26 protein-coding genes and 1 tRNA gene are annotated in these 24636 nt (G+C 49.4%); 8 read left to right on the top strand and 19 right to left on the bottom strand.

What is annotated here, in order from left to right:
• Positions 1-90: 90 nt before the first annotated feature.
• Genes CCE91_RS05285 through rpoE form a run of 4 tightly spaced genes read right to left on the bottom strand, consistent with a single transcriptional unit; the run spans position 91 to position 2851 of the window.
• Positions 91-519: a SoxR reducing system RseC family protein gene (locus CCE91_RS05285; protein ID WP_234996263.1), complete on the bottom strand. Its 429-nt coding sequence runs from the start codon at positions 517-519 to the stop codon at positions 91-93.
• Positions 516-1586, bottom strand: a complete 1071-nt coding sequence (locus CCE91_RS05280; RefSeq protein ID WP_086434175.1) for a MucB/RseB C-terminal domain-containing protein — start codon at positions 1584-1586, stop codon at positions 516-518. Before CCE91_RS05280 ends, CCE91_RS05285 begins: the two co-directional genes overlap by 4 nt.
• Complete coding sequence (locus tag CCE91_RS05275) at positions 1583-2254, bottom strand: sigma-E factor negative regulatory protein (protein ID WP_086434174.1); 672 nt, start codon at positions 2252-2254, stop codon at positions 1583-1585. Before CCE91_RS05275 ends, CCE91_RS05280 begins: the two co-directional genes overlap by 4 nt.
• 18 nt (positions 2255-2272) lie before the next feature.
• Positions 2273-2851 carry an RNA polymerase sigma factor RpoE gene (gene rpoE, locus CCE91_RS05270; protein WP_086434173.1) on the bottom strand — a complete coding sequence of 193 codons (579 nt, stop codon included), beginning with the start codon at positions 2849-2851 and terminating at the stop codon, positions 2273-2275.
• A 204-nt stretch (positions 2852-3055) separates the two neighbouring features.
• Here rpoE and nadB point away from each other — a divergent pair, with 204 nt between their 5' ends.
• Positions 3056-4684, top strand: a complete 1629-nt coding sequence (nadB, locus tag CCE91_RS05265) for an L-aspartate oxidase (RefSeq protein WP_086434846.1) — start codon at positions 3056-3058, stop codon at positions 4682-4684.
• On the opposite strand, the gene CCE91_RS05260 is transcribed toward nadB, so the two are convergent.
• Together CCE91_RS05260 and CCE91_RS05255 are read right to left on the bottom strand one after the other, a co-directional pair.
• A complete protein-coding gene (locus CCE91_RS05260) occupies positions 4640-4927 on the bottom strand; it encodes a hypothetical protein (protein ID WP_086434172.1) in 288 nt (95 codons plus the stop codon). The two genes, nadB and CCE91_RS05260, sit on opposite strands and share 45 nt — an antisense overlap.
• A gap of 1 nt (position 4928) precedes the next feature.
• Positions 4929-5201: an FAD assembly factor SdhE gene (locus CCE91_RS05255; protein ID WP_086434171.1), complete on the bottom strand. Its 273-nt coding sequence runs from the start codon at positions 5199-5201 to the stop codon at positions 4929-4931.
• Positions 5202-5324: 123 nt separating this feature from the next.
• Here CCE91_RS05255 and ygfZ point away from each other — a divergent pair, with 123 nt between their 5' ends.
• The 5 genes from ygfZ (at position 5325) to CCE91_RS05230 (ending at position 9731) form a co-directional block, all read left to right on the top strand.
• The gene (gene ygfZ, locus CCE91_RS05250; protein ID WP_086434170.1) at positions 5325-6263 is read left to right on the top strand and encodes a tRNA-modifying protein YgfZ; all 939 of its coding nucleotides are present in this window, start codon (positions 5325-5327) and stop codon (positions 6261-6263) included.
• Entirely contained in the window at positions 6260-6745 is a 486-nt protein-coding gene (locus CCE91_RS05245; protein ID WP_086434169.1) for an FKBP-type peptidyl-prolyl cis-trans isomerase, read from the top strand. The genes ygfZ and CCE91_RS05245 overlap by 4 nt, the downstream gene beginning before the upstream one ends.
• A gap of 81 nt (positions 6746-6826) precedes the next feature.
• On the top strand, positions 6827-7822 hold the full coding sequence (locus tag CCE91_RS05240) for an amidoligase family protein (protein ID WP_086434168.1): 996 nt from the start codon (positions 6827-6829) through the stop codon (positions 7820-7822).
• Entirely contained in the window at positions 7815-8504 is a 690-nt protein-coding gene (locus tag CCE91_RS05235) for a gamma-glutamyl-gamma-aminobutyrate hydrolase family protein (protein WP_086434167.1), read from the top strand. The genes CCE91_RS05240 and CCE91_RS05235 overlap by 8 nt, the downstream gene beginning before the upstream one ends.
• Positions 8505-8552: 48 nt before the next feature.
• Complete coding sequence (locus tag CCE91_RS05230) at positions 8553-9731, top strand: trans-sulfuration enzyme family protein (RefSeq protein ID WP_086434166.1); 1179 nt, start codon at positions 8553-8555, stop codon at positions 9729-9731.
• A gap of 58 nt (positions 9732-9789) precedes the next feature.
• Here CCE91_RS05230 and rlmA read toward each other — a convergent pair whose 3' ends face one another.
• The 7 genes from rlmA to CCE91_RS05195 form a co-directional block, all read right to left on the bottom strand.
• Entirely contained in the window at positions 9790-10620 is an 831-nt protein-coding gene (gene rlmA / locus CCE91_RS05225; RefSeq protein WP_086434165.1) for a 23S rRNA (guanine(745)-N(1))-methyltransferase, read from the bottom strand.
• Positions 10613-12121: a lysine--tRNA ligase gene (gene lysS, locus CCE91_RS05220; protein WP_086434164.1), complete on the bottom strand. Its 1509-nt coding sequence runs from the start codon at positions 12119-12121 to the stop codon at positions 10613-10615. Before lysS ends, rlmA begins: the two co-directional genes overlap by 8 nt.
• A 68-nt stretch (positions 12122-12189) precedes the next feature.
• Positions 12190-13288 (bottom strand): peptide chain release factor 2 gene (gene prfB / locus CCE91_RS05215; protein ID WP_126797147.1). Its coding sequence is split into 2 segments (ribosomal slippage): positions 12190-13212 and positions 13214-13288, totalling 1098 coding nucleotides; the frame shifts between segments, so codons are not numbered across the junction.
• Positions 13289-13362: 74 nt separating this feature from the next.
• Positions 13363-15081 (bottom strand): single-stranded-DNA-specific exonuclease RecJ, encoded by a 1719-nt coding sequence (gene recJ / locus CCE91_RS05210; protein WP_086434163.1) that lies wholly within the window; start codon positions 15079-15081, stop codon positions 13363-13365.
• Positions 15082-15087: 6 nt separating this feature from the next.
• On the bottom strand, positions 15088-15768 hold the full coding sequence (gene dsbC, locus CCE91_RS05205; RefSeq protein ID WP_157984130.1) for a bifunctional protein-disulfide isomerase/oxidoreductase DsbC: 681 nt from the start codon (positions 15766-15768) through the stop codon (positions 15088-15090).
• 121 nt (positions 15769-15889) lie between these two features.
• The gene (gene xerD, locus CCE91_RS05200; protein ID WP_086434161.1) at positions 15890-16798 is read right to left on the bottom strand and encodes a site-specific tyrosine recombinase XerD; all 909 of its coding nucleotides are present in this window, start codon (positions 16796-16798) and stop codon (positions 15890-15892) included.
• A 60-nt stretch (positions 16799-16858) separates the two neighbouring features.
• On the bottom strand, positions 16859-17383 hold the full coding sequence (locus tag CCE91_RS05195; protein ID WP_086434160.1) for a VC2046/SO_2500 family protein: 525 nt from the start codon (positions 17381-17383) through the stop codon (positions 16859-16861).
• Positions 17384-17499: 116 nt separating this feature from the next.
• Between CCE91_RS05195 and CCE91_RS05190 the strand changes: the two genes are divergently transcribed.
• A tRNA-Tyr gene (locus CCE91_RS05190) sits at positions 17500-17584 on the top strand.
• 28 nt (positions 17585-17612) lie between these two features.
• On the opposite strand, the gene CCE91_RS05185 is transcribed toward CCE91_RS05190, so the two are convergent.
• Positions 17613-18521 (bottom strand): NAD(P)H-quinone oxidoreductase, encoded by a 909-nt coding sequence (locus CCE91_RS05185; protein ID WP_198677979.1) that lies wholly within the window; start codon positions 18519-18521, stop codon positions 17613-17615.
• 179 nt (positions 18522-18700) lie between these two features.
• Between CCE91_RS05185 and CCE91_RS05180 the strand changes: the two genes are divergently transcribed.
• Positions 18701-20344, top strand: a complete 1644-nt coding sequence (locus tag CCE91_RS05180; RefSeq protein WP_086434158.1) for a tetratricopeptide repeat-containing response regulator — start codon at positions 18701-18703, stop codon at positions 20342-20344.
• A 25-nt stretch (positions 20345-20369) separates the two neighbouring features.
• Here CCE91_RS05180 and CCE91_RS05175 read toward each other — a convergent pair whose 3' ends face one another.
• From CCE91_RS05175 to fabZ, 5 genes are all read right to left on the bottom strand, one after another.
• Positions 20370-21203 (bottom strand): pirin family protein, encoded by an 834-nt coding sequence (locus tag CCE91_RS05175; RefSeq protein WP_086434157.1) that lies wholly within the window; start codon positions 21201-21203, stop codon positions 20370-20372.
• Positions 21200-22156: a glutathione S-transferase family protein gene (locus tag CCE91_RS05170; protein WP_086434156.1), complete on the bottom strand. Its 957-nt coding sequence runs from the start codon at positions 22154-22156 to the stop codon at positions 21200-21202. Before CCE91_RS05170 ends, CCE91_RS05175 begins: the two co-directional genes overlap by 4 nt.
• 87 nt (positions 22157-22243) lie before the next feature.
• On the bottom strand, positions 22244-23404 hold the full coding sequence (lpxB, locus tag CCE91_RS05165) for a lipid-A-disaccharide synthase (protein WP_086434155.1): 1161 nt from the start codon (positions 23402-23404) through the stop codon (positions 22244-22246).
• The gene (lpxA, locus tag CCE91_RS05160; RefSeq protein ID WP_086434154.1) at positions 23401-24168 is read right to left on the bottom strand and encodes an acyl-ACP--UDP-N-acetylglucosamine O-acyltransferase; all 768 of its coding nucleotides are present in this window, start codon (positions 24166-24168) and stop codon (positions 23401-23403) included. Before lpxA ends, lpxB begins: the two co-directional genes overlap by 4 nt.
• Positions 24169-24624 (bottom strand): 3-hydroxyacyl-ACP dehydratase FabZ, encoded by a 456-nt coding sequence (gene fabZ / locus CCE91_RS05155; protein WP_086434153.1) that lies wholly within the window; start codon positions 24622-24624, stop codon positions 24169-24171. It lies immediately after the preceding gene.
• Between the last annotated feature and the right edge of the window lie 12 nt (positions 24625-24636).

The raw sequence follows: 24636 nt of genomic DNA, 5'->3' as shown, positions 1-24636 counted from the left end.
AGAAAACGTTAACTAATAGTGAATCAACAACATGAAAAACAGCTGCTGATCATACTTAGATTATGCGCTAAAACAAAGGACTTTCGCCGTTCACAGCAAGCGGATATCTACACCTTGCTGCAATTTCACGTCACGCTGACGTAAATAGCGACGCAAACCACGAAAAGTTAACCACATGGCAGCAAATGAGAAGAGAATAATCAGGCCTTCGGGAAGCGTGCTCAGGCTTTGCAATAGCGCGGCTACAACGGCCAGGGAGAGTATCGGTAAACCATACATTAATAACGAAAAACGGGTAATCACTTGCTCAGGAATCAAAAGTTCAACTTGTTGCCCCGGCGTAACGGTAACTGATGAGATAACTTCAAATTGAGCCTGACGGTTGCTAAATACTTTGCTAATAATGCCTGCGCCGCAAACAGATTGCTGTTCGCAACTGCCGCAGCCGGTTTTTAATTCGGTCGACACTGTGATGCGCTGCCCATCAACCGCAACAACTTCGGCAAGTTCTCTAATCATGGCTGCGTTCCGGTACTCACCACAGGTTCAACGGCAATATTTTCGGCAATTCGCTGGGCGGTAGGAACGGGTATGCTACCCACCACGGTAACCACAAACTCATTGTTTTGCAGCGAGTAAAGCGAGTCAGAGCCACTAATGGCCACCGGCTGCATTGGCGGGGCGTCAGCTTCCGCAATATACACGGAGAACTCCGTTAGCCCATCGCTAAACAAGAAATAATCAGCGCGTATGCCAGTCATAGCTAACCGGTGATGATTGCTACGTAGCAATTTAAACCCTTCTGGTAACCAACCCGGCAACAATTTATAGCGCACCTGCATTAACCTGTCGGTGTCATACAGTAATGGCGGACGCGGTACATCACGCAGTTCTTCTAAATTGGCCGGAAAGCGTGGATGAATAGCCAGCGACGTTAACTGAATTTGTTCTACAACGTCACCCTGTGGAGTCACCATGGCACTTTTCAACAACATGCCGGTTTCTTTATCAAGCCACAGCGAGTAACCAAATCGTAAGTTGTCACGACTAATCACGCGAATGTGCTGAGCATCACGATCGGCAACTCGCGCGCCACCGACAGGTAGTGCCCGGTAGTAATCAGATAACTGATCAAAATTTTCGTAAAAGCCGGCAGGAATCAAGCCGTGCACCACATTCGAGCGCAAACTATAAGAGTTAGATGCCGGTTGATAATAAGCGGTTTGGTCGTCAAAGCGCAGAACCCGAAAGTCTGGTCCGTTTAAGCGCATCACTAATTCAACTTCTTGCTGGCTTTCATCAAGCCCATGTAACCAGCGTAGCGGTTCAATGCGGTCGTCTTGCACATGAACTAAGGCCGCATCAAAGTTCAGCTGCCGCAAAGCCTGAGCCATGCGGTTATACCAGCTAGCACCAATGTCTTCGTATTCGGCCCGATCGGCTTCGGAGGGCTCTTCTACCTGAATAGCTGCTGAGGTATTCGGATCCGTTGCTTGCTGGGGAAGCGCAAGCACAGGCGCCGAGGAGAAGCTAAATAGCAGCCCGGTTAACAGCAGTGGCGCCACAGTGGCATACTTAATCGTCATTGCGGCGGCTGCGACTCCGGTGTAGTTTCTGGTTCTGCTTGCTGACGCAATTGCAGCTGCTGCTGATGGTCAATCAAATAAGATTGCAGTTGACGCCGCTGTTGTTGTTGCGCGTCGCTGCCAGGCGTTGCGACAGCTTTATTAGCACCCGGGCTACCAACTGAGTTGTAGCTAACCGGATTACGTCCACCTAGTGGATTAGTAATAAGCGCAGGTTCCATACTTTGCCCTGAGCTTTCGCTACCCGGCATTGGTTGGTTCCACTGCTGTACCGATAGCACTGCCACAATGGCAACGCTGGCCGCAACGGCTGCACTGGCAGCTGGCTTTAACCAACGCATAGCAGCTTTGGTGCGAGCACCACCGGCGGCCACTGAAATACCTACAACCGAACTTTCTGTTGTATCTGAAGCGGCTTCTGCAGCCACCCGCGCGGCTACTTGTGCGCTAATGTCTAGTGGTTGGCCTACTTCAGCATCACCACGTAACACGCTTCCTACTAATGCATAGCGCTGCCACAAAGCTCGCTGCTCTGCGGTTAGCACCTCTGTTAGCGAATCCGTGTTAACGGCAGCGCCTGCGGCAGAGGTTTCAGTTTCCGCTTCATGCAGGCTTGACGCTTCGTTGTCCAGCCATGCTGAGGTTAACTGTTGCTTTGTAAATGACATATATTGCTTCCCCAATGGTTACCGTTCCAGTAACGGCCGCAATTGACTATCAATTGCTTCACGAGCCCGAAAAATTCGTGATCGAACTGTACCTATAGGACAGTCCATTTCGATCGCAATTTCCTCATAACCCATACCTTCTAGCTCACGTAGAGTAATAGCTCTACGCAAATCTTCCGGCAGTGCATCGATAGTTCGCATCACCACATCGCGGATTTCATCTGTTAACAACAGACTTTCCGGCGATGCGCTATCTTTTAACGCGCCACTGCCTTCGTAAAACTCTGCATCATCCGCATCAATATCTGATGAGGGTGGTTTACGCCCTTGCGAAACCAGGTAATTTTTCGCTGTATTTACCGCTATGCGATAAAGCCAGGTATAAAATGCACTATCGCCACGGAATCTGGGCAACGCCCGATAGGCTTTCAAAAAAGCTTCCTGAGCAACATCTGCCACGTCACCGGGCTGCTTGACATATCTTGATATCAAGCTCATTACCTTGTGTTGGTACTTCTTTACCAGTAAATCGAAAGCAGCCTGATCTCCTTGCTGTACTCTTTCGACCAACATCTTATCGGTTTCCTGTTCGCTCATCCGAGCCTGATCTCCCCAACTTCTTGTGCACACTCAGACGGGCATTGCTAGCGTTACAAGTTCTGACCGAGGGTGTGTTAAAAAGTTCGCATTAATTGTTTAAAAGAGTAAAATCCTTTCGTATTCAAAGTCCAGTTTGGTATTTCGCTCGTATCACCAAACCCTATCCGACGATTCATTAGCCGCTAATTCATGCAACAACTTATGCAACAAAAACCAACCTATGAAACAGATGTACTTATCATCGGAAGCGGCGCTGCCGGACTAACACTAGCATTGCACTTAGCTGAGCACGCGCGCATTTTGGTGCTAAGTAAAGGGCCGCTGACAGAGGGCTCTACATACTACGCCCAGGGTGGTATCGCTGCTGTCTTTGATGAAGATGATAGCATTGATAGCCATATTGATGACACTTTGGTTGCCGGTGCCGGCTTGTGCAGTCGTGAAGCGGTAGAATACACCACCCAAAACGCCCGGGCTAGTTTACAGTGGTTAATTGATCAAGGGGTTGGCTTTGATCAAATAGATAGTAATGCGGGCGCGCCCCGTTATCACTTAAACCGTGAAGGTGGACATAGTCACCGCCGTATTTTGCATGCTGCCGACGCAACCGGTAAAGCAGTGCAAACCACCTTGGTCGACCGCGTTCGTCAACACCCTAACATTCAGCTGTTAGAACGCTTTAATGCCGTTGATTTAATTACCAGCCGGCAAACTGGCAGGCCACACGCGGTTTATGGTGCCTATATATGGAACCGTAAACATGAGCAGGTAGAAACCGTTGCCGCCAAGTTTGTGGCTCTAGCAACCGGTGGTGCCAGTAAAGTGTACCAGTATACCAGCAACCCTGATGTTGCCAGTGGTGATGGTATTGCCATGGCATGGCGCGCAGGTTGTCGCACCGCCAATATGGAATTCAATCAATTCCACCCGACCTGTCTATACCACCCCGGCGCGCAAACTTTCTTATTAACCGAAGCATTGCGTGGTGAAGGTGCGCTGCTGAAACGCCCCGACGGCAGTCGCTTTATGCCGGAGTTTCACGAAGCTGCGGAACTGGCTCCGCGCGATGTCGTAGCACGCGCCATCGATTACGAAATGAAACGTTTGGGCGCTGATTGCATGTATCTGGACATTTCGCATCAACCTGCCGATTTTATTAAGGAACACTTCCCCACTATTTATGAGAAGTGTTTGGCGCTTGGTATTGATATGACCAAAGAGCCGCTGCCGGTAGTGCCGGCAGCACATTATACGTGCGGCGGCGTCGTTACCGACTTACATGCACAAACTGATGTTCCTGGCTTATATGCCATTGGCGAAGTGGCCTACACCGGTTTGCATGGTGCTAACCGTATGGCCAGTAATTCGTTGCTGGAGTGTGTGGTGTTTGCGCAAGCGGCCGCCAAACACATTATTCAACGATTGGATAAAGTACAAATTACGACTCAATTACCAAGCTGGGATGAAAGCAAGGTAAATGACTCTGACGAAGAAGTTATTATTCAACATAACTGGCACGAGTTACGTTTGTTTATGTGGGACTACGTGGGTATTGTTCGCACCAATAAGCGCTTAGAGCGAGCACTCAGACGGATTGAAATGCTACAGCATGAAATTCATGATTATTATGCCAACTTTAAAGTTAGTAATAATCTGCTGGAGCTTCGCAATCTGGTGCAAGTGGCAGAACTTATTGTGCGTTCCGCCATGGAGCGTAAAGAGAGCCGTGGCCTACATTACAACCTGGACCACCCCGACCTGCTGCCGGAAGCTGTGCCTACGCTACTAACGCCAGCTCAGTTCCGTACCAACCCGGGTAATACGGCGTAAGCGTCGAAACTCAGTACGTGTTAAGCCGAACGACCATAGCCATAACCAGCAATGTTGTTGCTTATGGGTAAGGCGTATACAAACTAACCAGGGCAATATCAGCGCTGGTGCCGACAGTTGCCAGCAATTGGCCGCTGGCAAAAAATACCAGCGCTGGGCCAGTTCATCGGTAGCAACTACGCGAGTAGTCGCCTGAGCGCGCCAGGGCAGTTTATAGCGAAACTGCCACAAGCGTGGCTGCATATTAAACTTTCACTCGCGCCAGCAGCACTTGAATAATTTCTTTCAAGCCTTCGTCTTCACATTTCTGATGACCCATTATCCAAGCAAACAAATCAGGATCGTCACAAGTCAGTAAACGCCGGAATAACGCTTGTTGGCGTTCATCTAAATCATCATAAACTTCTTCAGTAAATGGCAAAAACAACACATCGAGCTCCACCATGCCACGGCGACAAGCCCAGCGCAGCCGACGCTTATCTTTCAATATTTCTTCCGATTGTTTTAGCTCGAACATGCCATTGCCTCTTCTTATATAGAACGATTTCAAAGCCAGAGAAAGATTCTCTGCCAGTTAACCCTTGTAAACGAATTCACTGCCCCAATAATTATGGGTAACATTCATTACTGAGGTTGAAACGTGTTAGCGACAGAGTTTACCAAAGCTGCCCCTGAATACGTAACGGTTTCGTTATCTGATTATGGTGCCATTCAACTTTCTGGCGATCAGGCGGAAACTTTTCTGCAAGGGCAAGTGACTTGTGATGTACGCCAGCTTACCAAAGATCAGTGGCTATACGGCGCGCATTGCGACAATAAAGGTAAGACTCTCAGTATTTTTCGCATCTGCCGATGGGCTGACAGCTGGTTGTTAATTCAGCCAAAAGCCAGTATTCCGTTATCGTTGCAGGAACTGAAAAAATACGCTGCGTTTAGCAAGGTTGAAGTTACCGATGCCAGTGACGAATACGTTTTCACTGGGGTGTTTGGTCACGCTGCCCCTGCCCGACTCGCTGAACAGTTACAACAGCCCTTAGTTGAGCCGGTTCATCAGACCGACGAACACGTGGTGCTGCAAGTTGGTACCGAGCCTGCTCAGTACTTGATTGTGGGCAGCTCAGACGTCACCGCAAATAGTGAAAAGGCGCCAGAAATTGTCTGGCGGGCACTGGAGATTGAACGTGGTCGTGCTACCCTAGGTAACGAAACTGTGCAAACGTTTGTGCCGCAAATGCTCAACCTGCAGGCACTGAACGCAATCAGCTTCAGTAAAGGATGTTATATCGGCCAGGAGACGGTTGCCCGAATGAAGTATTTGGGCAAACAAAAACGCGCACTGTTTCGTTTAGTCGGAACAGGCTCGCCAGCGGTTGCAGGCGCAACTATTGAAATGGCGATTGGCGATAATTGGCGTCGTGCCGGTACGGTTATTAATGCAGTGAGCCGTACCGATCGTCAGCTGGATCTGTTGGCAGTTATGCCCAGTGACAGCGACAACCAAACCAACTACCGGTTGCAGGGCGATGACGCAAGTCTTCTGGAAATACACTCACTGCCTTATAACTTGGATGAATCATGAGCGAAACTATTAATCAGGATAAAGTCGTAGCCATTAATTACGCGGTTAAAACAGCGGACGGCCAATTATTGGATGAATCAAAAGAAGGTCAGCCGTTAAGCTTTATCTTTGGCCGCGGCATGCTGATCAAAGGACTGGAAAACGCCTTAGAAGACAAGAAAGTTGGCGACAAATTTTCAGCAGAAATTTCTTCAGCAGATGCTTATGGTGAGCGCCATGAAGGCCTGATCCAAAGTGTTCCTCGCAACCTGTTTGGCGATGCTGAAGTAGCTCCGGGCATGCAGTTCCGTGCCAGCACTGACAACGGCGAACAATCTGTTGTTATTGTTGATGTGAGCGAAGAAGAAGTGACTGTTGACGGCAACCACCCATTAGCGGGTGTTGATCTGAACTTTGATGTAGAAGTTCTGGAAGTACGTGCAGCAACAGAATCTGAACTAGAACACGGCCATGTGCACACCGATGGTGAGCACGACCACTAGGGTGGGCTGACGATAAAAACCGCGCCCCGGCGCGGTTTTTTGCCTTTCATTGCAGGTAGCTTACTGAAGAAGGCATAACTAATGTCCCAAGATATAGCTTTACCTCCCGTAACTAATACTGCCCAAGGCGATGAACGTCGTAACGGCATTGAGATTGAACTTAATGGCCTGACGCTGGATCGACTTGCTGAAGTTGTTGCCGATGAACTCAACTTAAAGATTAAACAGACCGGCCGCTATGAGCGCAAGCTGGTTGGTGATGATGCTGGTGACTGGGTGGTGGAAGTCGACTTTCGACTTCTCAAAGAAATGGGTCAGAAACAGCGCGACAATGGCGATTTAGCCGATGACGTAGCTGTATTTGCCGAAGATACGCTAAGCCGGTTAGCTGACCATGTGGTGCCGCTGGAGTTAGTTTCGCCACCACTACCTATGTCACGCATGACTGAAGTTAATAAGCTGGTTGAGGTGTTGCGCAATAAAGGCGCACAGGGAACCTCGGCACGAGCAATTAATGCCTTCGGGTTACAATTTAACCCTGAGGTTCCAAGCACTGAAGCTGATTCCATTGTCCCTTATTTAAAAGCCTTTTTATGCTTAGAGGAATGGCTGATTCAACATAGCGAGGTCAATTTAACCCGTAAATTTACCAGTTATGTGTCACCGTTTCCGAAAACTTACATTAAAAAAGTGATTGCGGCGCGCTACCAACCAAGCCAGCGTGAAATGATTGACGATTATATAGATGACAACCCAACCCGTAATCGGTCGCTGGATTGCTTACCTTTGTTTATGCATTTAGACGAAGACCACGTGCGTGAGCGCTGCTCCGACCCCTTAATAAAATCCAGGCCCACCTTTCACTATCGCTTACCGAACTGTGAAATTCATGTACCTGATTGGGGCATACATCTGGCCTGGCAAGACTGGCTGCAAGTTGAACAATTAGCGAACGACAAGGATCGTTTGCATGCCTGTTGTAAAGCCTATCAGCGGTTCTTAAATAATCCGTTAAAACGTTGGTTCGGTAACTGGGGAAAACAGCTGAAACAGGAGTGGTTGATAACCAATGACTAAACCCGTTATTGCTATTAGTGGCCCGCAAAAGGGCTCCAGAGGTCCGCGCTGGTGTGTAGCTACCGTGGTGAAATGGTTAGGTGCTACCCCGCTACAGTTACGCCCTGAAGATACTATTGATAAAGACTCATACGACGCTATTGTAATTACCGGTGGTCACGACATTGATCCTGTACTTTACGCCGCAGAACCCGAAGTTGAGCCTAAGTACGACAAACAACGCGACGAGTTTGAGAGCGATTTGATCGATCATGCGGTGGCTAACGATTTACCTATGCTAACCATTTGCCGCGGTGCGCAGCTGCTGAATATTCGCTGCGGTGGTGATTTGTTCCAGGATTTGAGTACCAAACGTAAGCGCACCTCGAAACGTCGTTCCATTTTCCCATTTAAAACCTTGTGCACCCAACCGGACAGCCGCGTTGCCAAAATCATGGGTTGCACCGACTGCAAAATAAATACGCTACATAATCAGGCCATTAATAACTTAGGTGATGGGTTGGTTATTGTGGGGCGCGATCAAGACGACATAGTGCAAGCGATTGAGGCACCCGACGCCACCTTTCGTATTGGCGTGCAGTGGCATCCGGAATTTCTGATTTATATGCGCCGTCAGCGCGCGTTATTTGCCGCTCTCATTGCTGCCGCAAAACAGCGCAACGGCAGTAGGCAAGTAACTTAAAGCGTGCTAACGTGCTGCGCATTCTCTGACCACGCAGGTTGTTAAATCATGAACAAAAAAGCATCTGAACAAACCCTGGTAGCACAAGCACTAGGCCACATTGACAAAGAAACTCAGGCCGTTGTTTTGCCCATACATATTGCTACGACTTACCTGCGTGGCGAAGACAACAGCTACCCTTCCGGTAATGTTTATTCCCGTGACAACAACCCAACGTACAAACCAGCAGAAGAATTACTAAGCACGCTGGAACAAGGTGCGCAGGCATTACTTTTTAGTTCGGGCATGGCGGCGGCGGTAAGCGTATTTCAGGCGTTACGCCCGGGCGACCGCGTACTTATACCTAAAGTCATGTACTGGGCACTGCGCAATTGGTTACTTACCTTAGGCCGCGATGGTGGGCTTGAAGTAGTCAGTGTTGATATGACCGACACCGACGCAGTAGCAGCTGAGCTCAAAGCCGCACCAACGCGTTTGCTCTGGCTGGAAACACCGGGCAACCCGCTGTGGAGCGTAAGTGACATAGCCGCTATTAGTGCTTTAGCCAAACAACAGCAAACTCTGATTGCGGTAGATTCCACTTGTGCCACGCCATTGCTGACGAAACCGCTGACCTTAGGGGCCGATATTGTGATGCACTCGGCCACTAAGTATCTGAACGGTCACTCTGACGTGATTGCCGGTGCGCTGGTATGCGCCAAGGGCACCGAGCAATCTGAGTTTTGGTTACGGGTGCGCCAGGTGCGCTCGCAAGGTGGTGCTGTGCCAAGCCCACACGATGCTTCGCAATTGTTACGCGGTATGCGGACTTTATTTTTACGAGTTCGGGAAAGCTGCAATAATGCCATGATGTTAGCCACCGAACTGGAACAACACCCACAAGTATTGGAAGTACTCTACCCGGGGCTTCCCTCTCATAGCGGTCACGCCATTGCCAAGCAACAAATGCACGGCGGCTTTGGCGGCATGTTGTCGGTACGTTTAAAAGGTAACGAGCACTTTAGCGGCGAGCAGATTGCCATTCGTACCGCTGCCAAAACCCAGATTTGGAAACGCGCTACCTCGCTAGGCGGCGTGGAAAGTCTGATTGAGCACCGTGCCAGCGTAGAAGGTGAAGGTACCCCCTGCCCGCCTGACTTACTGCGACTGTCAGCCGGTATTGAAACGGCTCAGGACTTGCTCGACGACTTAACTCAGGCGATGACGGCGGCCGCTAAAGCTAATTGATAAACTTAAAAGGTGAAGCTATTACTAGCTTCGCCTTTTACTTATGAGCCTACCAACCTTACGAACCTTCGAACAAGTAACGATCAATAAAGAAATCAGCGGTCAGTGATTCTAGCTTATCGCTAAAGCGCTCAGTGGCATTAGCAGGCACTTTCCAGCCCAATGGGGTCATGGTGAGTAGCTGCTGGCAGGTGGAAGAATCCGGTGCAATAGTTAACGTCAGGCGTTCGCGCTGCTCATGCCTAAGTTGTGGGTATTGGGTAACAACATCGCTATGTAGTTGCGGCTCGGCGTACAACGCTTGTTTAAACTCAAACAAATGCTTAGGTGCCGGAGTGACCGTGAACAGTTGCCCACCGGGTTTTAAACACCGCGCTATTTCATCAGCGTCTGAGGGCGCATACACCCGCATAATCAAATCAAAGCTATTCGACCAGTAAGGGAGCTGGTAAGCACTAGCCACGGCCCAGTTAAGTTCACTGTAGCGCTTAGCCGCCAGCTTCATGCCAGCTTTGGCAATATCCATACCGTAGCTGTCGCTACCGGCGGGTAATACCGAGGAAATATGCTTCGTGTAGTAGCCTTCACCAGCACCAATATCCAGTAAGCGGATACCATTGCCAGATTCAAACTTTGGGAGTTGATCAGCAACGAGTTGCTGTAGTGCTTGTACCAGCGGCGCATAGTGGCCGGCTTCCAGAAAGGCTCGACGAGCTTGCAGCATGTCTTTGCTGTCACCCGGGTCCAGCGAATTCTTTTGCTGCACTGGCAGCAAATTCACATAGCCTTCCCTGGCTACATCAAAACTATGGCGCTTATCACAGCGCCAGCTGCGCTCGGTCAGCACTAAGGGTTGCTGACAGAGCGGACATTGATAACAACTAGCCACGCGGACGCATGTGCGGGAACAACAACACGTCACGAATAGTTGGCGAACCGGTTAGCAGCATCACCAGACGGTCAATACCGATACCCTCACCCGCGGTTGGCGGCATGCCGTGTTCTAATGCGGTAATGTAATCTTCGTCATAGAACATGGCTTCGTCGTCACCAGCTTCTTTTTGCTGCACTTGTTCCTGGAACCGCTGCGCCTGATCTTCGGCATCGTTCAGCTCCGAGAAACCATTGGCCAATTCACGGCCACCGGCAAAGAACTCAAAGCGATCGGTAATAAACGGGTCGTTGTCATTGCGGCGAGCCAGCGGAGAAACTTCAGCTGGGTAGGCCGTAATGAACGTTGGTTGCAGCAACTGGTGTTCTGCCACTTCTTCAAAAATTTCGATTTGAATTTTACCCAAGCCCCAGTTGGACTTCACTTTAATACCTAAGGTTTCAGCAACTGTAGTGGCTGATTCCAACGTACCAAGTTGTTCCACCGTGACTTCTGGTAAGTATTTCAAAATAGCTTCCAGCACCGTCATGCGTTCAAATGGACGCCCGAAGTCGTAGGCAACGCCCTGACTTTCAAAGCTGGTGGTACCGAGAATTTCTTCGGCCATACCGCGCAGCATCTGCTCGGTCAGGTCCATCAAATCCTGATAGTCGGCATAAGCCCAGTAGAATTCCAGCATGGTGAATTCTGGGTTATGACGAGTTGAAAGGCCTTCGTTGCGGAAGTTACGGTTAATCTCGAATACTTTCTCAAAACCACCCACAACCAGACGTTTCAAATAAAGCTCCGGCGCTATACGCAAATACAGCTCCATATCCAGCGCGTTGTGGTGCGTGACGAAAGGTCGTGCCGCTGCGCCACCTGGAATGGTTTGCATCATTGGCGTTTCCACTTCCAGAAACTGCTGCTGGTTTAAAAAGCGACGAATGTAGTCCACTACTTTGGAGCGAACAATAAAGGTTTCGCGCGAGCTTTGGTTGGTAATCAAGTCCAAATAACGCTGACGGTAGCGGGTTTCCTGATCGGATAAACCATGGAACTTGTCGGGTAACGGACGCAGCGCCTTAGTTAGTAAACGCACATCGTCTACCTGTACGCTAAGCTCACCAGTATTGGTTTTGAACATGATGCCGCTAGCACCAACGATGTCGCCTAAATCCCATTTTTTAAACTGTTCGTTATAAAAACCTTCAGCCAGATTATCGCGAACCACATAAAGCTGAATTTGTCCGGACATGTCCTGCACGGTCGCAAAACTTGCCTTACCCATAACCCGCCGGGTCATCATGCGGCCGGCAATCTTCACGCGAATAGCTTTTTCGGCCAGTTCGTCTTTACTGAACTGGTCGTAAGTTGCATGCAAATCTGCAGCAACCTGATCGCGGCGAAAGTCATTTGGGAATGCAACGCCCTGCTCTCGCAGCGCGGCAAGCTTGGCTTTGCGCTGGGCGATCTGCTCGTTTACGTCCAACTCTGCTGCTTGCGTTTTATCTGTCATGTTTCCGGTTCCTGTGTCGTCGTCTTACTTACCCAAAAGGTTTCGTAGTTTAGGTTCGGCTTAGGCTGTTACAGCCCTGATTTTAAGCTTGCTTCAATAAAGGGGTCTAAGGCGCCATCTAACACGGCTTGCGTATTGCGATTTTCAACGCCGGTGCGCAAGTCTTTAATGCGTGCATCGTCCAGTACATAAGAACGAATCTGACTACCCCAGCCAATGTCAGACTTGGAATCTTCCATGGCCTGCTTCTCAGCATTTTGCTTTTGTAATTCCAATTCAAATAATTTCGCGCGTAATTGCTTCATGGCAGCATCACGGTTTTTATGTTGCGATCGGTCGCTCTGACACTGCACCACCGTATTAGTAGGTTCATGCGTAATACGAATCGCTGAGTCCGTTCGGTTTACGTGCTGACCACCGGCACCTGAGGCACGGTAGGTGTCTATGCGTAAATCGGCCGGATTAATTTCAATCTCAATGTTGTCGTCTACTTCCGGGTACACAAACACCGACGCAAATGACGTGTGGCGGCGATTACCGGAATCAAAAGGTGACTTACGCACTAAGCGATGCACCCCGGTTTCAGTACGTAACCAACCGAATGCATACTCACCCGGCACGCGTATGGTTGCTGATTTAATACCAGCCACATCGCCTTCCGACAGTTCTGTTATTTCAGCTTTGAAATCGTGCGCTTCTGCCCAGCGCAAATACATGCGTAACAGAATATTTGCCCAGTCCTGTGCTTCGGTACCACCGGAGCCTGACTGAATATCTACGTAGCAATCAGACGCATCATGGTCACCTGAGAACATGCGACGAAACTCAAGGTCTTCCAGCCGCTTCTCCAGCCCTTTCAACTCGGCACAGGCCTCGTTATAGGTTTCTTCATCTTCGGCTTCAACGGCCAGATCTACCAGACCTTCAACATCGTCCAGACCTTGCTGTAAACTGTCTAAGGTTTCTACTGTTTGTTCTAATGCCGCCCGTTCTTTACCAAGCGACTGCGCGCGCTCCTGATCGTCCCACACTTTCGGGTCTTCAAGCTCACGAGTTACTTCCTCTAAGCGCTCAACCTTGTCGGAGTAGTCAAAGATACCCCCGAAGCGAATCACTGCGTGACCGCATATCTTTTATGGCGACATAAGTTGCATTAGTTTCAAACATAAAGTGAATTCACCTGTTCGTCAGTATAGGTTGATAACGACTTGTCTAATTTCATTATACGAAAGCGCGATATTCTAACGCAAAGCGCTGAAATGCTCTACCAACAACTGCACCGTTGTACGGCCCCGGAAGGTATTTAATTGGGGTTTGTAAATACAGTGAATACGATCACAGGCTAAATTCGGCCACAGCGTGGTATCAACATTAAAGCTTATGGCATCAATGCTAATATTATCAGCGGTGTGCAGCACCATTTTCAGATGTCGTTCGCCAACAATACGCTGATTCACCAGACGGAATTCATCATCAAATAAAGGTTCGCTAAAACCCTGCCCCCAGGGACCGGCTTGCTGCAATTGCTGTACGAAACTCTCATGTAACTCAGTTGCGCCTAAACCGCCATCAGACCATAAGGTACGGGTTAACTGGGCTTCACTTAAGTGACTTGCAGCTACTTCTGCGGCTACTTCCCGAAACGCTGACAACTGCCCTACCGGTAAGGTTAAACCCGCCGCCATGGCATGCCCGCCAAAGCGGGTAATCATGCCCGGGTGCAGGCTGTGAATACGTTCCAGTAAGTCACGAATATGTAAACCGGGAATGGAACGCGCCGAGCCTTTCAACTCGCCGTCGCCAACCTCGGCAAAAGCAATTACCGGGCGATGGCATTGCTCTTTCACCCGTCCTGCCACTATGCCAATAACACCCTGATGCCAATTGGCTTCAAATAACGTAATTAACGGCGGTAATGAACCCGAATCTTCGGCAAAACCAGCTACATAAACCTCGGCTTCTTCACGCATTTCGGTTTCAATGCTGCGGCGCTCGCGGTTAAGCGTGTCTAGTTGATTGGCCATGTCCATAGCCGCCGGGTAACTTTGGGTAAGTAAACATTCAATGCCCAGACCCATGTCATCCAACCGACCCGCCGCATTAATGCGTGGTCCTACGGTAAAACCTAAATCGCTGGCCTGTAGCTTGGCCGCCTCGCGTCCGGCAACTTGCAACAATGCCTGAATGCCCGGCCGGCAAGCGCCCGCGCGAATGCGTTGTAACCCCTGTTGCACCAAGATGCGGTTGTTACCGTCCAGTTGCACCACATCAGCAACAGTGCCAACGGCAACTAAATCCAGCCAGTCTGCCAGGTTTGGCAGGTCTTGTTGGCCCTGCTCACGCAGCACATTGCGAAGTGCCAGCAGCACGTAAAATGCCACGCCAACACCAGCTAAGTTCTTGCTCGGAAAGTTACACTCAGGATGGTTCGGATTCACAATTACATCGGCATTTGGTAACTCATGCCCGGGTAAATGGTGATCGGTAACTATCACCTGCATGCCCGCGTCTTTCGCAGCCTGCACACCAGCGTGACAGGAAATACCATTATCCACGGTAATCAGCAGTTCGCTGCCTAACGCCTGCGCCTGCTGCACCACCGATTCCGACAACCCATAGCCATCGGCAAACCGGTTTGGTACCAGATAATGCACCTGCTGGGCACCAAAGGCTTGCAACGCAGACACCATAAGCGCGGTGCTGGTGGCACCATCGGCATCAAAGTCGCCACAAATACAGATAGATTGTTGCCTGGCAATGGCGCTGGCCAGCAGCTCTGCCGCGGCTCGGGAACCATGTAACTGGTCGAAGTGAGTTAGCCGGGCGGCTTTTAGCTCAAGCTCGTCAGCAGATTTTACGCCACGACGCGCATAAATTTGCCGAATCAGCGGATGCAACTGATTCGGCAAATGGTCATCGGGTAATTGCGGGTAACGCTTTACCACATAATCAGCAGTCATAATGATTTACTGTGGCTGGCTGGCAGCGCGTTTCTCAATTTCTTCCAGCAAAGCACGCGGCGGCATAGCGCCTGCTATTAATTCGCCATTTTCAGTAATAATAGCGGGGGTACCGCGAACACCAAATTTACGGCCCAGCAGAAAGTGTTCTTCAACCGGATTGGAACAAGTGGTTAGCGCAATATCTTCTTCAGCTTTGGCTGCAGTTAATGCGGCTTTTTTGTCAGCTGCACACCACACGGCCTGCAATTGTCTGCCACCAGTACCTTGCATACCATTGCGTGGAAACGCCACATAGCGCACTGAAATACCAAGATCTAAATAGTCGTCTATGCGAGCGTGAAACTGCTGGCAATAACCACAAGTAGTATCGGTGAAAATAGTGACTTCATGCTTCTGCTGCGGCGCTTTGTAAACAATCATGGAGTCTTCGATTTTAGCTAAATCACTGCGCCGCATAGCCGCCATGTTCTGTTCGGTTTTATTGACGACTTCGTCGCCCGTGATATCAAACATACGGCCACTCACTAATAAAGTACCGTCAGCTGATACGTAAAACAGCCCTTCCGAGGTAATGATTTCGTACAAACCTGACACTTCAGTGGCACGTACCGATTCAACCTTCATACCTAACTTGGTTAAATGAGTTGTATCAAGTTCCCCTTCACTACCTTGGGCTGCGGTCATAACCAGTAATCCAAGCCCGAGCAGACATGCGCGCATCAACATTAAATTAGCCTTTAATTGTGTTCAAAATAGGTTGTTACAGTACCTCGGGAACCCCTGAATTGCAAGGCGCGCAGGGCTTTTAGGCACGCGGATGATGGGTGCTGTGCAGCTGTTGCAGACGCTCCCGGGCAACATGGGTGTATATCTGTGTGGTAGATAAATCACTATGCCCAAGTAGCATTTGTAATACGCGCAAATCGGCGCCGTGATTCAATAAGTGCGTCGCGAATGCGTGCCGTAACGTATGGGGCGACAAATGCGTGTGAATATTCGCGCGTTGGGCGTAAATTTTAATGCGATACCAAAATGCCTGACGACTTAATGGGCCGCCACGATTGGTAATAAACACCCACTCACCACCATTGGCATGAATGGCCGGGCGTGCCTGCCGTAAATAAAGTTGGAGCCATTCCAGTGCATCTTCGCCCAGCGGAACTAAGCGCTCTTTATCGCCTTTACCTACTACCCGCACTAATTCCTGCTGCATACTTAACTGTTGCAATGACAGTTGTACCAGTTCAGTCACCCGTAGCCCGGTGGCATAAAGCACTTCCAACATAGCTCGATCACGCAACTCCACTGGCAACTCGGTGTTTGGTGCTGCCAGCAATTCCAGCACATCGGTTTCAGTAAGTGAATGGGGAATAGCAGCAGGTTGTTTCGGACGTTGTAAGTTCGCGGTGGGATCAATTTGCATACCCAGTTCAGTGCGGGCAAATTGAAAGAACTTCTTCAAGGCACTAATAAAACGCGCTGAACTGCGCGGTGAATACTGCTGTTGCCGACGATAGAGTAAATAGTCTTCTATTTCAGTAACGCTAATATCAGGTAAGTAGGTACGCTGCTGGTCCTGCAGAAAACGCTGAAACATTCGTAAGTCAGTTCGATAGGCACTACTGGTGTGCTGACTAACGCTCTGCCGTAACCATAGTAATTCGACAAAGCGGTCAATTAAGTCATCTACCTGCGCATCAACATTCTTCGTCATGCCAACTGCCTATGCTGCCAATCTTACTCAGCCTGATGCTGAATTCGTATAATTAGCTTATCACACAGGTTCCGGTTTCGATTGCATTAAATCGCCGCTAAACGCCTTGAGCGCCTGTTCTGCCAGTTCACCTAAGTCATGTTCCTGATACTGGCGGGGTGGACTGGTCGCGCCTTCACGGCGTTGCTTTTCCCGGCGCTGCGCTTGCCAGCCCAGATTTTGCCAAACATGCAAGGGTATATAATCAGCTGACGCATCCAGAACCAGCGCTTGTGGGTGCAATGCGTCCTGCAAACGATGATCAGCCAGATCACTGCTGGACGAGAGGCCGAAGCGTTGTACCTGATCATTAGCGGCCGCCAAAGGGCGGGCCCTGGCGGCACCTAACAAACGCTCCCAGTTAACCGGTTCGGCTGGCAATGGGTTTTGGAGGTATGGTTGTTCAGTTACATCAGCGGAAAAGGTTGCCAGCCATAAATTGAAGTCAGCCCGGTCGCCACGCCCAAGCGCAGACGACAAATGCACGTCTGAAGCCGGGTTATAACCAATTGGATCAAAAAGCTGAGCCGTAGCTGCTGCACTCATAGCCGAGTTCCGAATGATGACTGAATAATTCAGTTATCGGCCTCAGCTAATAAATATTTACCGCTTTTTAGGGTTTACAGACCGGGCTAATCTGCTATCATGCGCGCTGCTCGAGTGGAGGGGTTCCCGAGCGGTCAAAGGGATCAGACTGTAAATCTGACGGCTCAGCCTTCGCAGGTTCGAATCCTGCCCCCTCCACCACTTTTTCTAGTTACTAGCTACTCCTTAGTTAGTCTGCTGCGGGCACCTTCAGAAGTACTTTCCCAATATTTTTATCCGCACTGACATAATCATGCGCATCATCCACTTCATGTAACTCAAATACTTTATCTAATTGCGGTTTAATGCTGCCCTGCGCAAGTTTTGGCCATACCTGTTTATGCAGTTGCTGCATGATGTCGGTTTTCACCGCCACCGACTGATTTCGCAAGGTGGAACCAATAATACGCTGGCGTTTCATTAACACCCGCCCCATATCAATTTGTGCATGGCGACCACCGAGTAAGCCAATAACAATCAAACGTCCGTCGTCATGCAGCACTTGTTGGTTGCTGGCAAAGTAATCGCCGCCAACAGGATCCAGAATTACATCAGCACCACCCCAGTCGTTCACTGCCTCAACGAAGTCACCATCATGGCGATTCCAGCCCCCGCTGGCACCCAGCGTACGGCAGTGCTGCAATTTTTCCGCACTACCAGCAGTGACGTAGCAGTCGGCCGCAAACTCATTACACAACTGCACGGCGGCAGTACCTACCCCACTAGCCCCAGCATGCAGCAAAACTCGCTCATGCGGCTGCAGCTTGGCCAGCATCATTAAGTTATACCAGGCGGTGGCGAACGCCTCCGGCAAGGTAGCTGCTAATTTTAAATCTGATCCTTTTGGTATCGGCAGTACTTGCCCGGCAGGCACTGTTACCGACTTCGCATAACCGCCGCCGGTAAGCAGCGCGCACACCTCATCGCCTGATTTAAAGTCACTGACATCCTTACCAACCTCATCTATCACTCCGCTTACCTCCAGACCCAGTACATCGCTGGCCCCCGGCGGCGGTGGATAATGACCGGCACGCTGCACTAAATCAGCCCGGTTCACTCCCGCGTAAGCAATCTTGATGGTAACTTCATTGGCTTGCATACTGTCCTCCATAGCTGGCTGCTAACACCTGCTTGTGCACAAAAACACCGCGTATAGCACGGCCTACTCTTGCATTCCGGTACCACTGCTTTATGCTCATGATATCTAATCATTATAACGCCAGTTACTAGCCTAGCATGTCGGCATCAAAATGCCGTGCGAAAGGAATAAACGCCTGAATGAGTCAATCGCTTGAATTAAGTGACAGCAGAATCCTGATCATTGACGATCAAAAACCATTCCAGGTAATGCTGAAGGGCTTACTACATACTATGGGAGCGCGTCAGGTTACCGCTAAATCAACCGGCGAATCCGGCGTTGCCGCCCATACCAATCAGCCCTTCGATATTCTGTTGGTAGATTACAACCTCGGGCATGGCAAGAATGGCCGCCAGGTACTGGAAGAGCTTCAAGTACGCCAGTTAGTGCGCGACGACACTATATTTTTCCTCATCACGGGCGATAATTCACGCCCAATGGTGTTGAGTGCGCTTGAGCTACAGCCCGACGACTACTTAATGAAACCCTTCTCGCAGGGGTTATTGCGCACTCGCTTAGTTCGCGCATTTAAAAAGCGTAAAGCCCTTAAAACTATTTACCAAACGCTGTACCGGCACCAGTACGCAGATTGTATTAAAGCCTGCCAGGAGCATATTGATGCTAAAGGCCATTACAGCAATTATTGCCGCAAACTTACTGCTGAGCTGTTTCTCAAACTGGGACAGTTCGACGAAGCTGAGCAGCGTTTATTAGAGTTATTGGAAGAGCAACGTTTCACCTGGGGCGTGATGACTCTGGCCAGAACCCGGTTGTTGCAGAACAAGCCGGACGAAGCCATTGAGTTGGCCCGCGAAGTACTATCCAAAAATACCAATGCTGTTGATGCGCAGGATTTAATTGCTGAATGTCACGTTCAGGCTGAGCGCTTAGGCGATGCTCTGGAGTCAGCGCGTAAAGCAGTCGGACTAGCGCCGTTTTCCATTGAACGGCAGTCAAATTTTGCACGCATTGCTAGGGACAACGCAGAGTTTGAGCTTGCTCGCCAGGCAATGCACCATGTTTTAGAAATTAGCCGCAAGTCAGTGTTTCGTGACCCCCGCCATTTATGCACTTATATTCGCAGTATTCTTGATGCCGCCGAAAACGCCGATGAACCGCGTCAGGTTGGCAAGTATCAAACCGAAGCAACCATCGCACTGCAGCGCGCTCGTTATGACGACAATCTGGTTTATTCAGAGCTGGAGTATCAGGAGCTGGAACATGTGGTTATGGCGAGAATAGAGTCTTTTAACGGCCGTTTCCGCGAAGCTCAACATCATCTGAATGAAGTAGTAGGCCAATCCTTAGCACAACAGAGTGATATTTCGCCGGAACTGGCACCCGACGTATTGTCGGTATTATTGGATTTAGGCGAATACGAGAAAGCCAATCAGCTCAGTGAGCGAATGGAGCAACAACATCAACTGGATGACTATAGCCAGCGCCTGTTAAAGCATCGCTTCGAGAAAAGCGAAGAACGCCAGGCTTCATTTTTTGAAGCGAACCGGGCCGGAATTAGCGAGTACAAAAATGGTGACTACGGTGCTGCTATTCAGAGCTTCACCACAGCTCTGCAACATGCACCAATGAATAGTGGCGCTGCTTTGAACTACATTCAGGCGGCCATAAAGGTGTTAGGCGACAGCGACAAACCGAATCCTGAGTTCATTAAAGAGTGCAAACGCTGCTTCCGCACTCTGGAAGGTATGCAATTAAGTGAAACCCACCAAAAACGTTACGCCCGACTGCACGAAGAAGCTCGTGAAGCCGGGGTATTTAAGTAAGGCACCCTTACTTCGGTTAGATCATTTAGGCCGCGCCCAGCCGCCCGGCCTGATAATCCCGTAACGCCTGTTCAATTTCGTGCGATTCATTCATCACAAAAGGCCCGTATTGCACTATAGGTTCGCCAATAGGCTCTGCGGCCAGCAGAATAAACGCAGCGCTTTCGTCGCTGGTCGTTAATTCCAGCGTGGCTTCCTGATCTAGCTGCAGTAACTCACCGCGCTTCACACTTTCGCCGTTCACGGTTAACTCACCTTGATAGACGTAAGCCAGACGCTGACGTTGATGTTGTGATTCAATAGCCGTACTAGTGTTGGCATCGAGGCGCACATCAGCCATTAGGAAACGGCGCTCCGGCTGTTGAATCGGCCCTTTTTCGGACTTGTATTCACCCGCAACCAAACGTATTTCGGCACCATCCTGAGCAATCACCGGAATGGAATCAGACGGATGGTCGGCCCATTCAGCCGGTGTCATTTTGTCTTTTGCAGGTAAATTCAGCCATAGCTGAAAGCCCCACATTAACCCTTCTTCCTGCTTCGGCATTTCCGCGTGAATAATACCCTTGGCAGCCTTCATCCACTGCGCACCGCCGGCTTCAACCACGCCGGTGTTACCAACCGAGTCCTGATGCTCCATACGCCCAGCCAACATGTAGGTTAGCGTACAAAACCCGCGATGTGGGTGCGGCGGAAACCCGGCTATATAATCGTTCGGATTATCTGAAAGGAACTCATCCAGCATCAAAAACGGATCCTGATGTTTCAATGAGGGTTGATTAATAACCCGGGTTAATTTAACTCCGGCACCGTCTTGTGCCGGAATTCCGCGGAAGCGCCCTTTAATTGCCTTAGTCATGACAGCTCCTTACGATTGTGCGTGGCGTTGAAATCAAGTTCCGGTCCCACCGGCACTATACCCGTTGGGTTAATGGTTTTATGGCTACCGTAGTAATGGGTTTTAATATGATCCATTACCACAGTTTCTTCCACACCCGGATACTGATACAAAGCTTTCAGATAATTCCAAAGATTCGGGTAGTCAACAATTCGCTTCAGGTTGGTTTTAAAATGTCCTACGTACACCGCATCGAAGCGCACCAGAGTGGTAAACAAACGCCAATCTGCTTCGGTCAGTTGCGCACCGGCCAGGAACGGCTGTTTCGCTAAAATAGCTTCAACCTGATCCAGGGCATCAAACAGCTCCCGGAAGGCTTCCTCGTACGCTGGTGCTTTGGTAGCGAAGCCACATTTATATACGCCGTTATTAATGTTGTGGTACACCAGCTCGTTTATATCGTCAATTTGCTGCTGTAGCTCAGTTGGATAATAGTCGTCGTGATTACCGGTTAAATCATTAAAAGCGCTATTAAACATACGAATAATATCCGCTGATTCATTGCTTACTATAGTTTGGGTTTGTTTGTCCCAAAGCACCGGCACTGTCACCCGACCGCTGTAATTAGGATCAGCCTTCAGATACACCTGATACAGAAAATCGTAACCATAAAGCGGATCTTGCAAGGGTTTGTCAGCAAATTCCCAACCGTTTTCAAGCATGAGCGGATGCACTGCCGAAACTGAAACATGTGACTCCAGCCCCTTTAGCTTACGAAATATCAACGTTCGATGAGCCCACGGACACGCGAACGAAACGTACAAATGGTAGCGACCACTTTGTGCCGGAAATTCAGCGTCCGCTGAATTTTCAATATGATTGCGAAACTGTGCCGCGCTGCGCTCGAACCGACCACCGGTTTTGTCGGTGTCGTACCATTTGTCATGCCAAACGCCGTCAACTAAAAGTCCCATGAGTGCTCCCATTACCTGGTAAGTTTATGAGTTTAGTTTAGTACGAATAAATTGGTTTTATTAGCGCTAAATATTGGGGTTACATTTCTATTTTTTAGAAAGGTAATTAATCACAACCTGCGCAGCTAAGGTACTGGCGTTGCAACGCAGTTGCTCATGAATAGCGCTGAACTGCTCATGGAGCTGTGGTGGCGGTGTGTCTAACAGCTGGGTTAGCTCTGCTGCCAGTCGCTGGGGTTGCGTTTCTTCCTGCTTTAACTCAGGCACTATAGCTTTACCAGCAAGCAGGTTAGGTAAGGAAAAATAAGCCGCTTTAAATAACCGTTTCATTAATTGATAACTAAGCCAGCTAAAACGATAAGCCACCACCATGGGGCGTTTAATTAGTAAGGCTTCCAACGTAACAGTACCAGAAGTGAGTAACAGCACATCACTGGCAGCCATAACTGTGCGCGCCTGGCCGTCAATCAAGGTAACCGGTAGCTCAGGTGCTAAGCGCTCTTGTAGTTCAGCAAACTGTGTTTTACGAGCCTCACTGATCATAGGTGCTACAAAGCATAACTGCGGATTTTGTTGCCACAAACGTTGGGCTGCTTGTAAAAATACCGGCCCCATGCGCGCTATTTCACCTGCCCGGCTGCCAGGTAACAAACCAACTACTTTCTCCTGTTCTGCAATCCCCAGCTCGGTGCGGGCATCTGCTTGGGACCAGGCCATTGGAATGTCATCAGCTAACGGGTGTCCCACAAAAGTTGCAGGCAAACCATGTTCATCATAAAAAGCTTTCTCGAAAGGTAACAAGCACAGCATGTGATCAACCGACTTCTTAATACCTTTAATACGCCCTTGCCGCCACGCCCAAACCGAGGGGCTCACGTAGTGCATGGTCGTAATACCAAGGGCTTTTAAACGTCGGGCAATAGGTAAATTAAAATCGGGGGCATCAATACCGATAAAAATATCCGGCTTTGATTGGGTTAGTTGCTGAACTATATGTTTACGGTGAGCAAGCAAGCGAGGTAAATGGGTAATGACCTCGGCCAATCCCATTACCGCCAAATCGTCCATAGGCACCAGACTATGCAAGCCCTCAGCTTGCATTAGCGGGCCGCCAACGCCAATAAAACGAGCATTTGGGTAAGTCGTACGAAGTGATTTCAATAATCCGGCACCGAGTAAATCACCGGAGTGCTCACCGGCTAGAACGGCTATAACCGGGCTTTTGTCAGCTTGGTGCTGGTCGGTCACGGCCGAATAATTCCCCGTGAACTCTGTTGCACAAAGTCAATTAACGGCTGTACTTCTTCCGCATTCTGCGCCTGTAGTTTTTCCACAGCTTCGGCAACAGTCAGGCCTGAGCGATACAGCGTTTTGTATGCTCGGCGTAGATTCATAATTTGCTCTTTACTATAACCACGGCGCTTTAAGCCTTCCGAATTGATAGTTCGTGGTGTGGCGTTATGGCCTTGCGCCATAATGTACGGCGGCACATCTTGAACTATCACTGAATTCACTGCAGTAAAGGCATGAGAGCCTATATGGCAGAACTGATGCACGCCGGTAAAGCCGCCCAGAATAACCCAATCACCAACCACCACATGGCCAGCCAGAGTCACTGCGTTTGCAAGAATGTTGTTATCTCCGACGATACAGTCATGGGCAACATGCACGTAAGCCATAAACAGATTATTGCTGCCAATGGCAGTCAAACTGTTATCTTGCGTGGTGCCACGATGCACAGTGACACACTCGCGAAAGATATTGTTGTCGCCAATTACCAGTTCGGTAGGTTCGCCGGCGTACTTCTTGTCCTGACAGTCTTCACCAATAGAAGCAAACTGAAAGATGCGATTATTCTGGCCAATGCGGGTAGGCCCCTTCACTACAACATGAGAGGAAATAACTGTGTTGTCGCCAATCTCAACATCAGGGCCTATGTAGGTCCAGGGACCTACTTGTACATTGCTTCCCAATTTGGCAGAAGCATCAATAATTGCCGTTTCGTGAATCACTTAAAGCTCTCTTCTGGCGCAAATTATGTCGGCACTGCAAGCTAGTTTACCGTCCACTTCTGCACGCCCTTTAAATACCCAAATGCCGCGACGCTCTTTCTCGAAAGTCACGTGCAAATGCATAGTGTCGCCCGGCAGTACCTGGCGTTTAAAACGTGCATTGTCGACCCCGGCAAATAAATACAAATCATTTGCGGCAGGCTTGCTAGAGGTAATCTTAAAGCCAAGTAGGCCGGCAGCCTGAGCCATAGCTTCTAAAATTAATACGCCCGGAAAAATAGGATTTCCAGGGAAATGACCATTAAATATAGGTTCGTTAATAGTCACATTTTTAATGGCATGAATTACTTTTTCACCGTCACAGGCAAGTACCCGATCAATTAATAAAAATGGATACCTATGAGGTAATAAATTTAGTACTTCGTCTATATCAAATCCGTTCAGCTCTGTAGACAATGGTTGTCCCCC

The sequence above is a fragment of the Pseudidiomarina planktonica genome, assembly GCF_900177775.1.
In the GTDB taxonomy this organism is placed as follows: domain Bacteria; phylum Pseudomonadota; class Gammaproteobacteria; order Enterobacterales; family Alteromonadaceae; genus Pseudidiomarina; species Pseudidiomarina planktonica.
The sequence above is the reverse complement of the archived record's forward strand: the minus strand, read 5'-3'. Positions and strand labels throughout refer to the sequence as shown.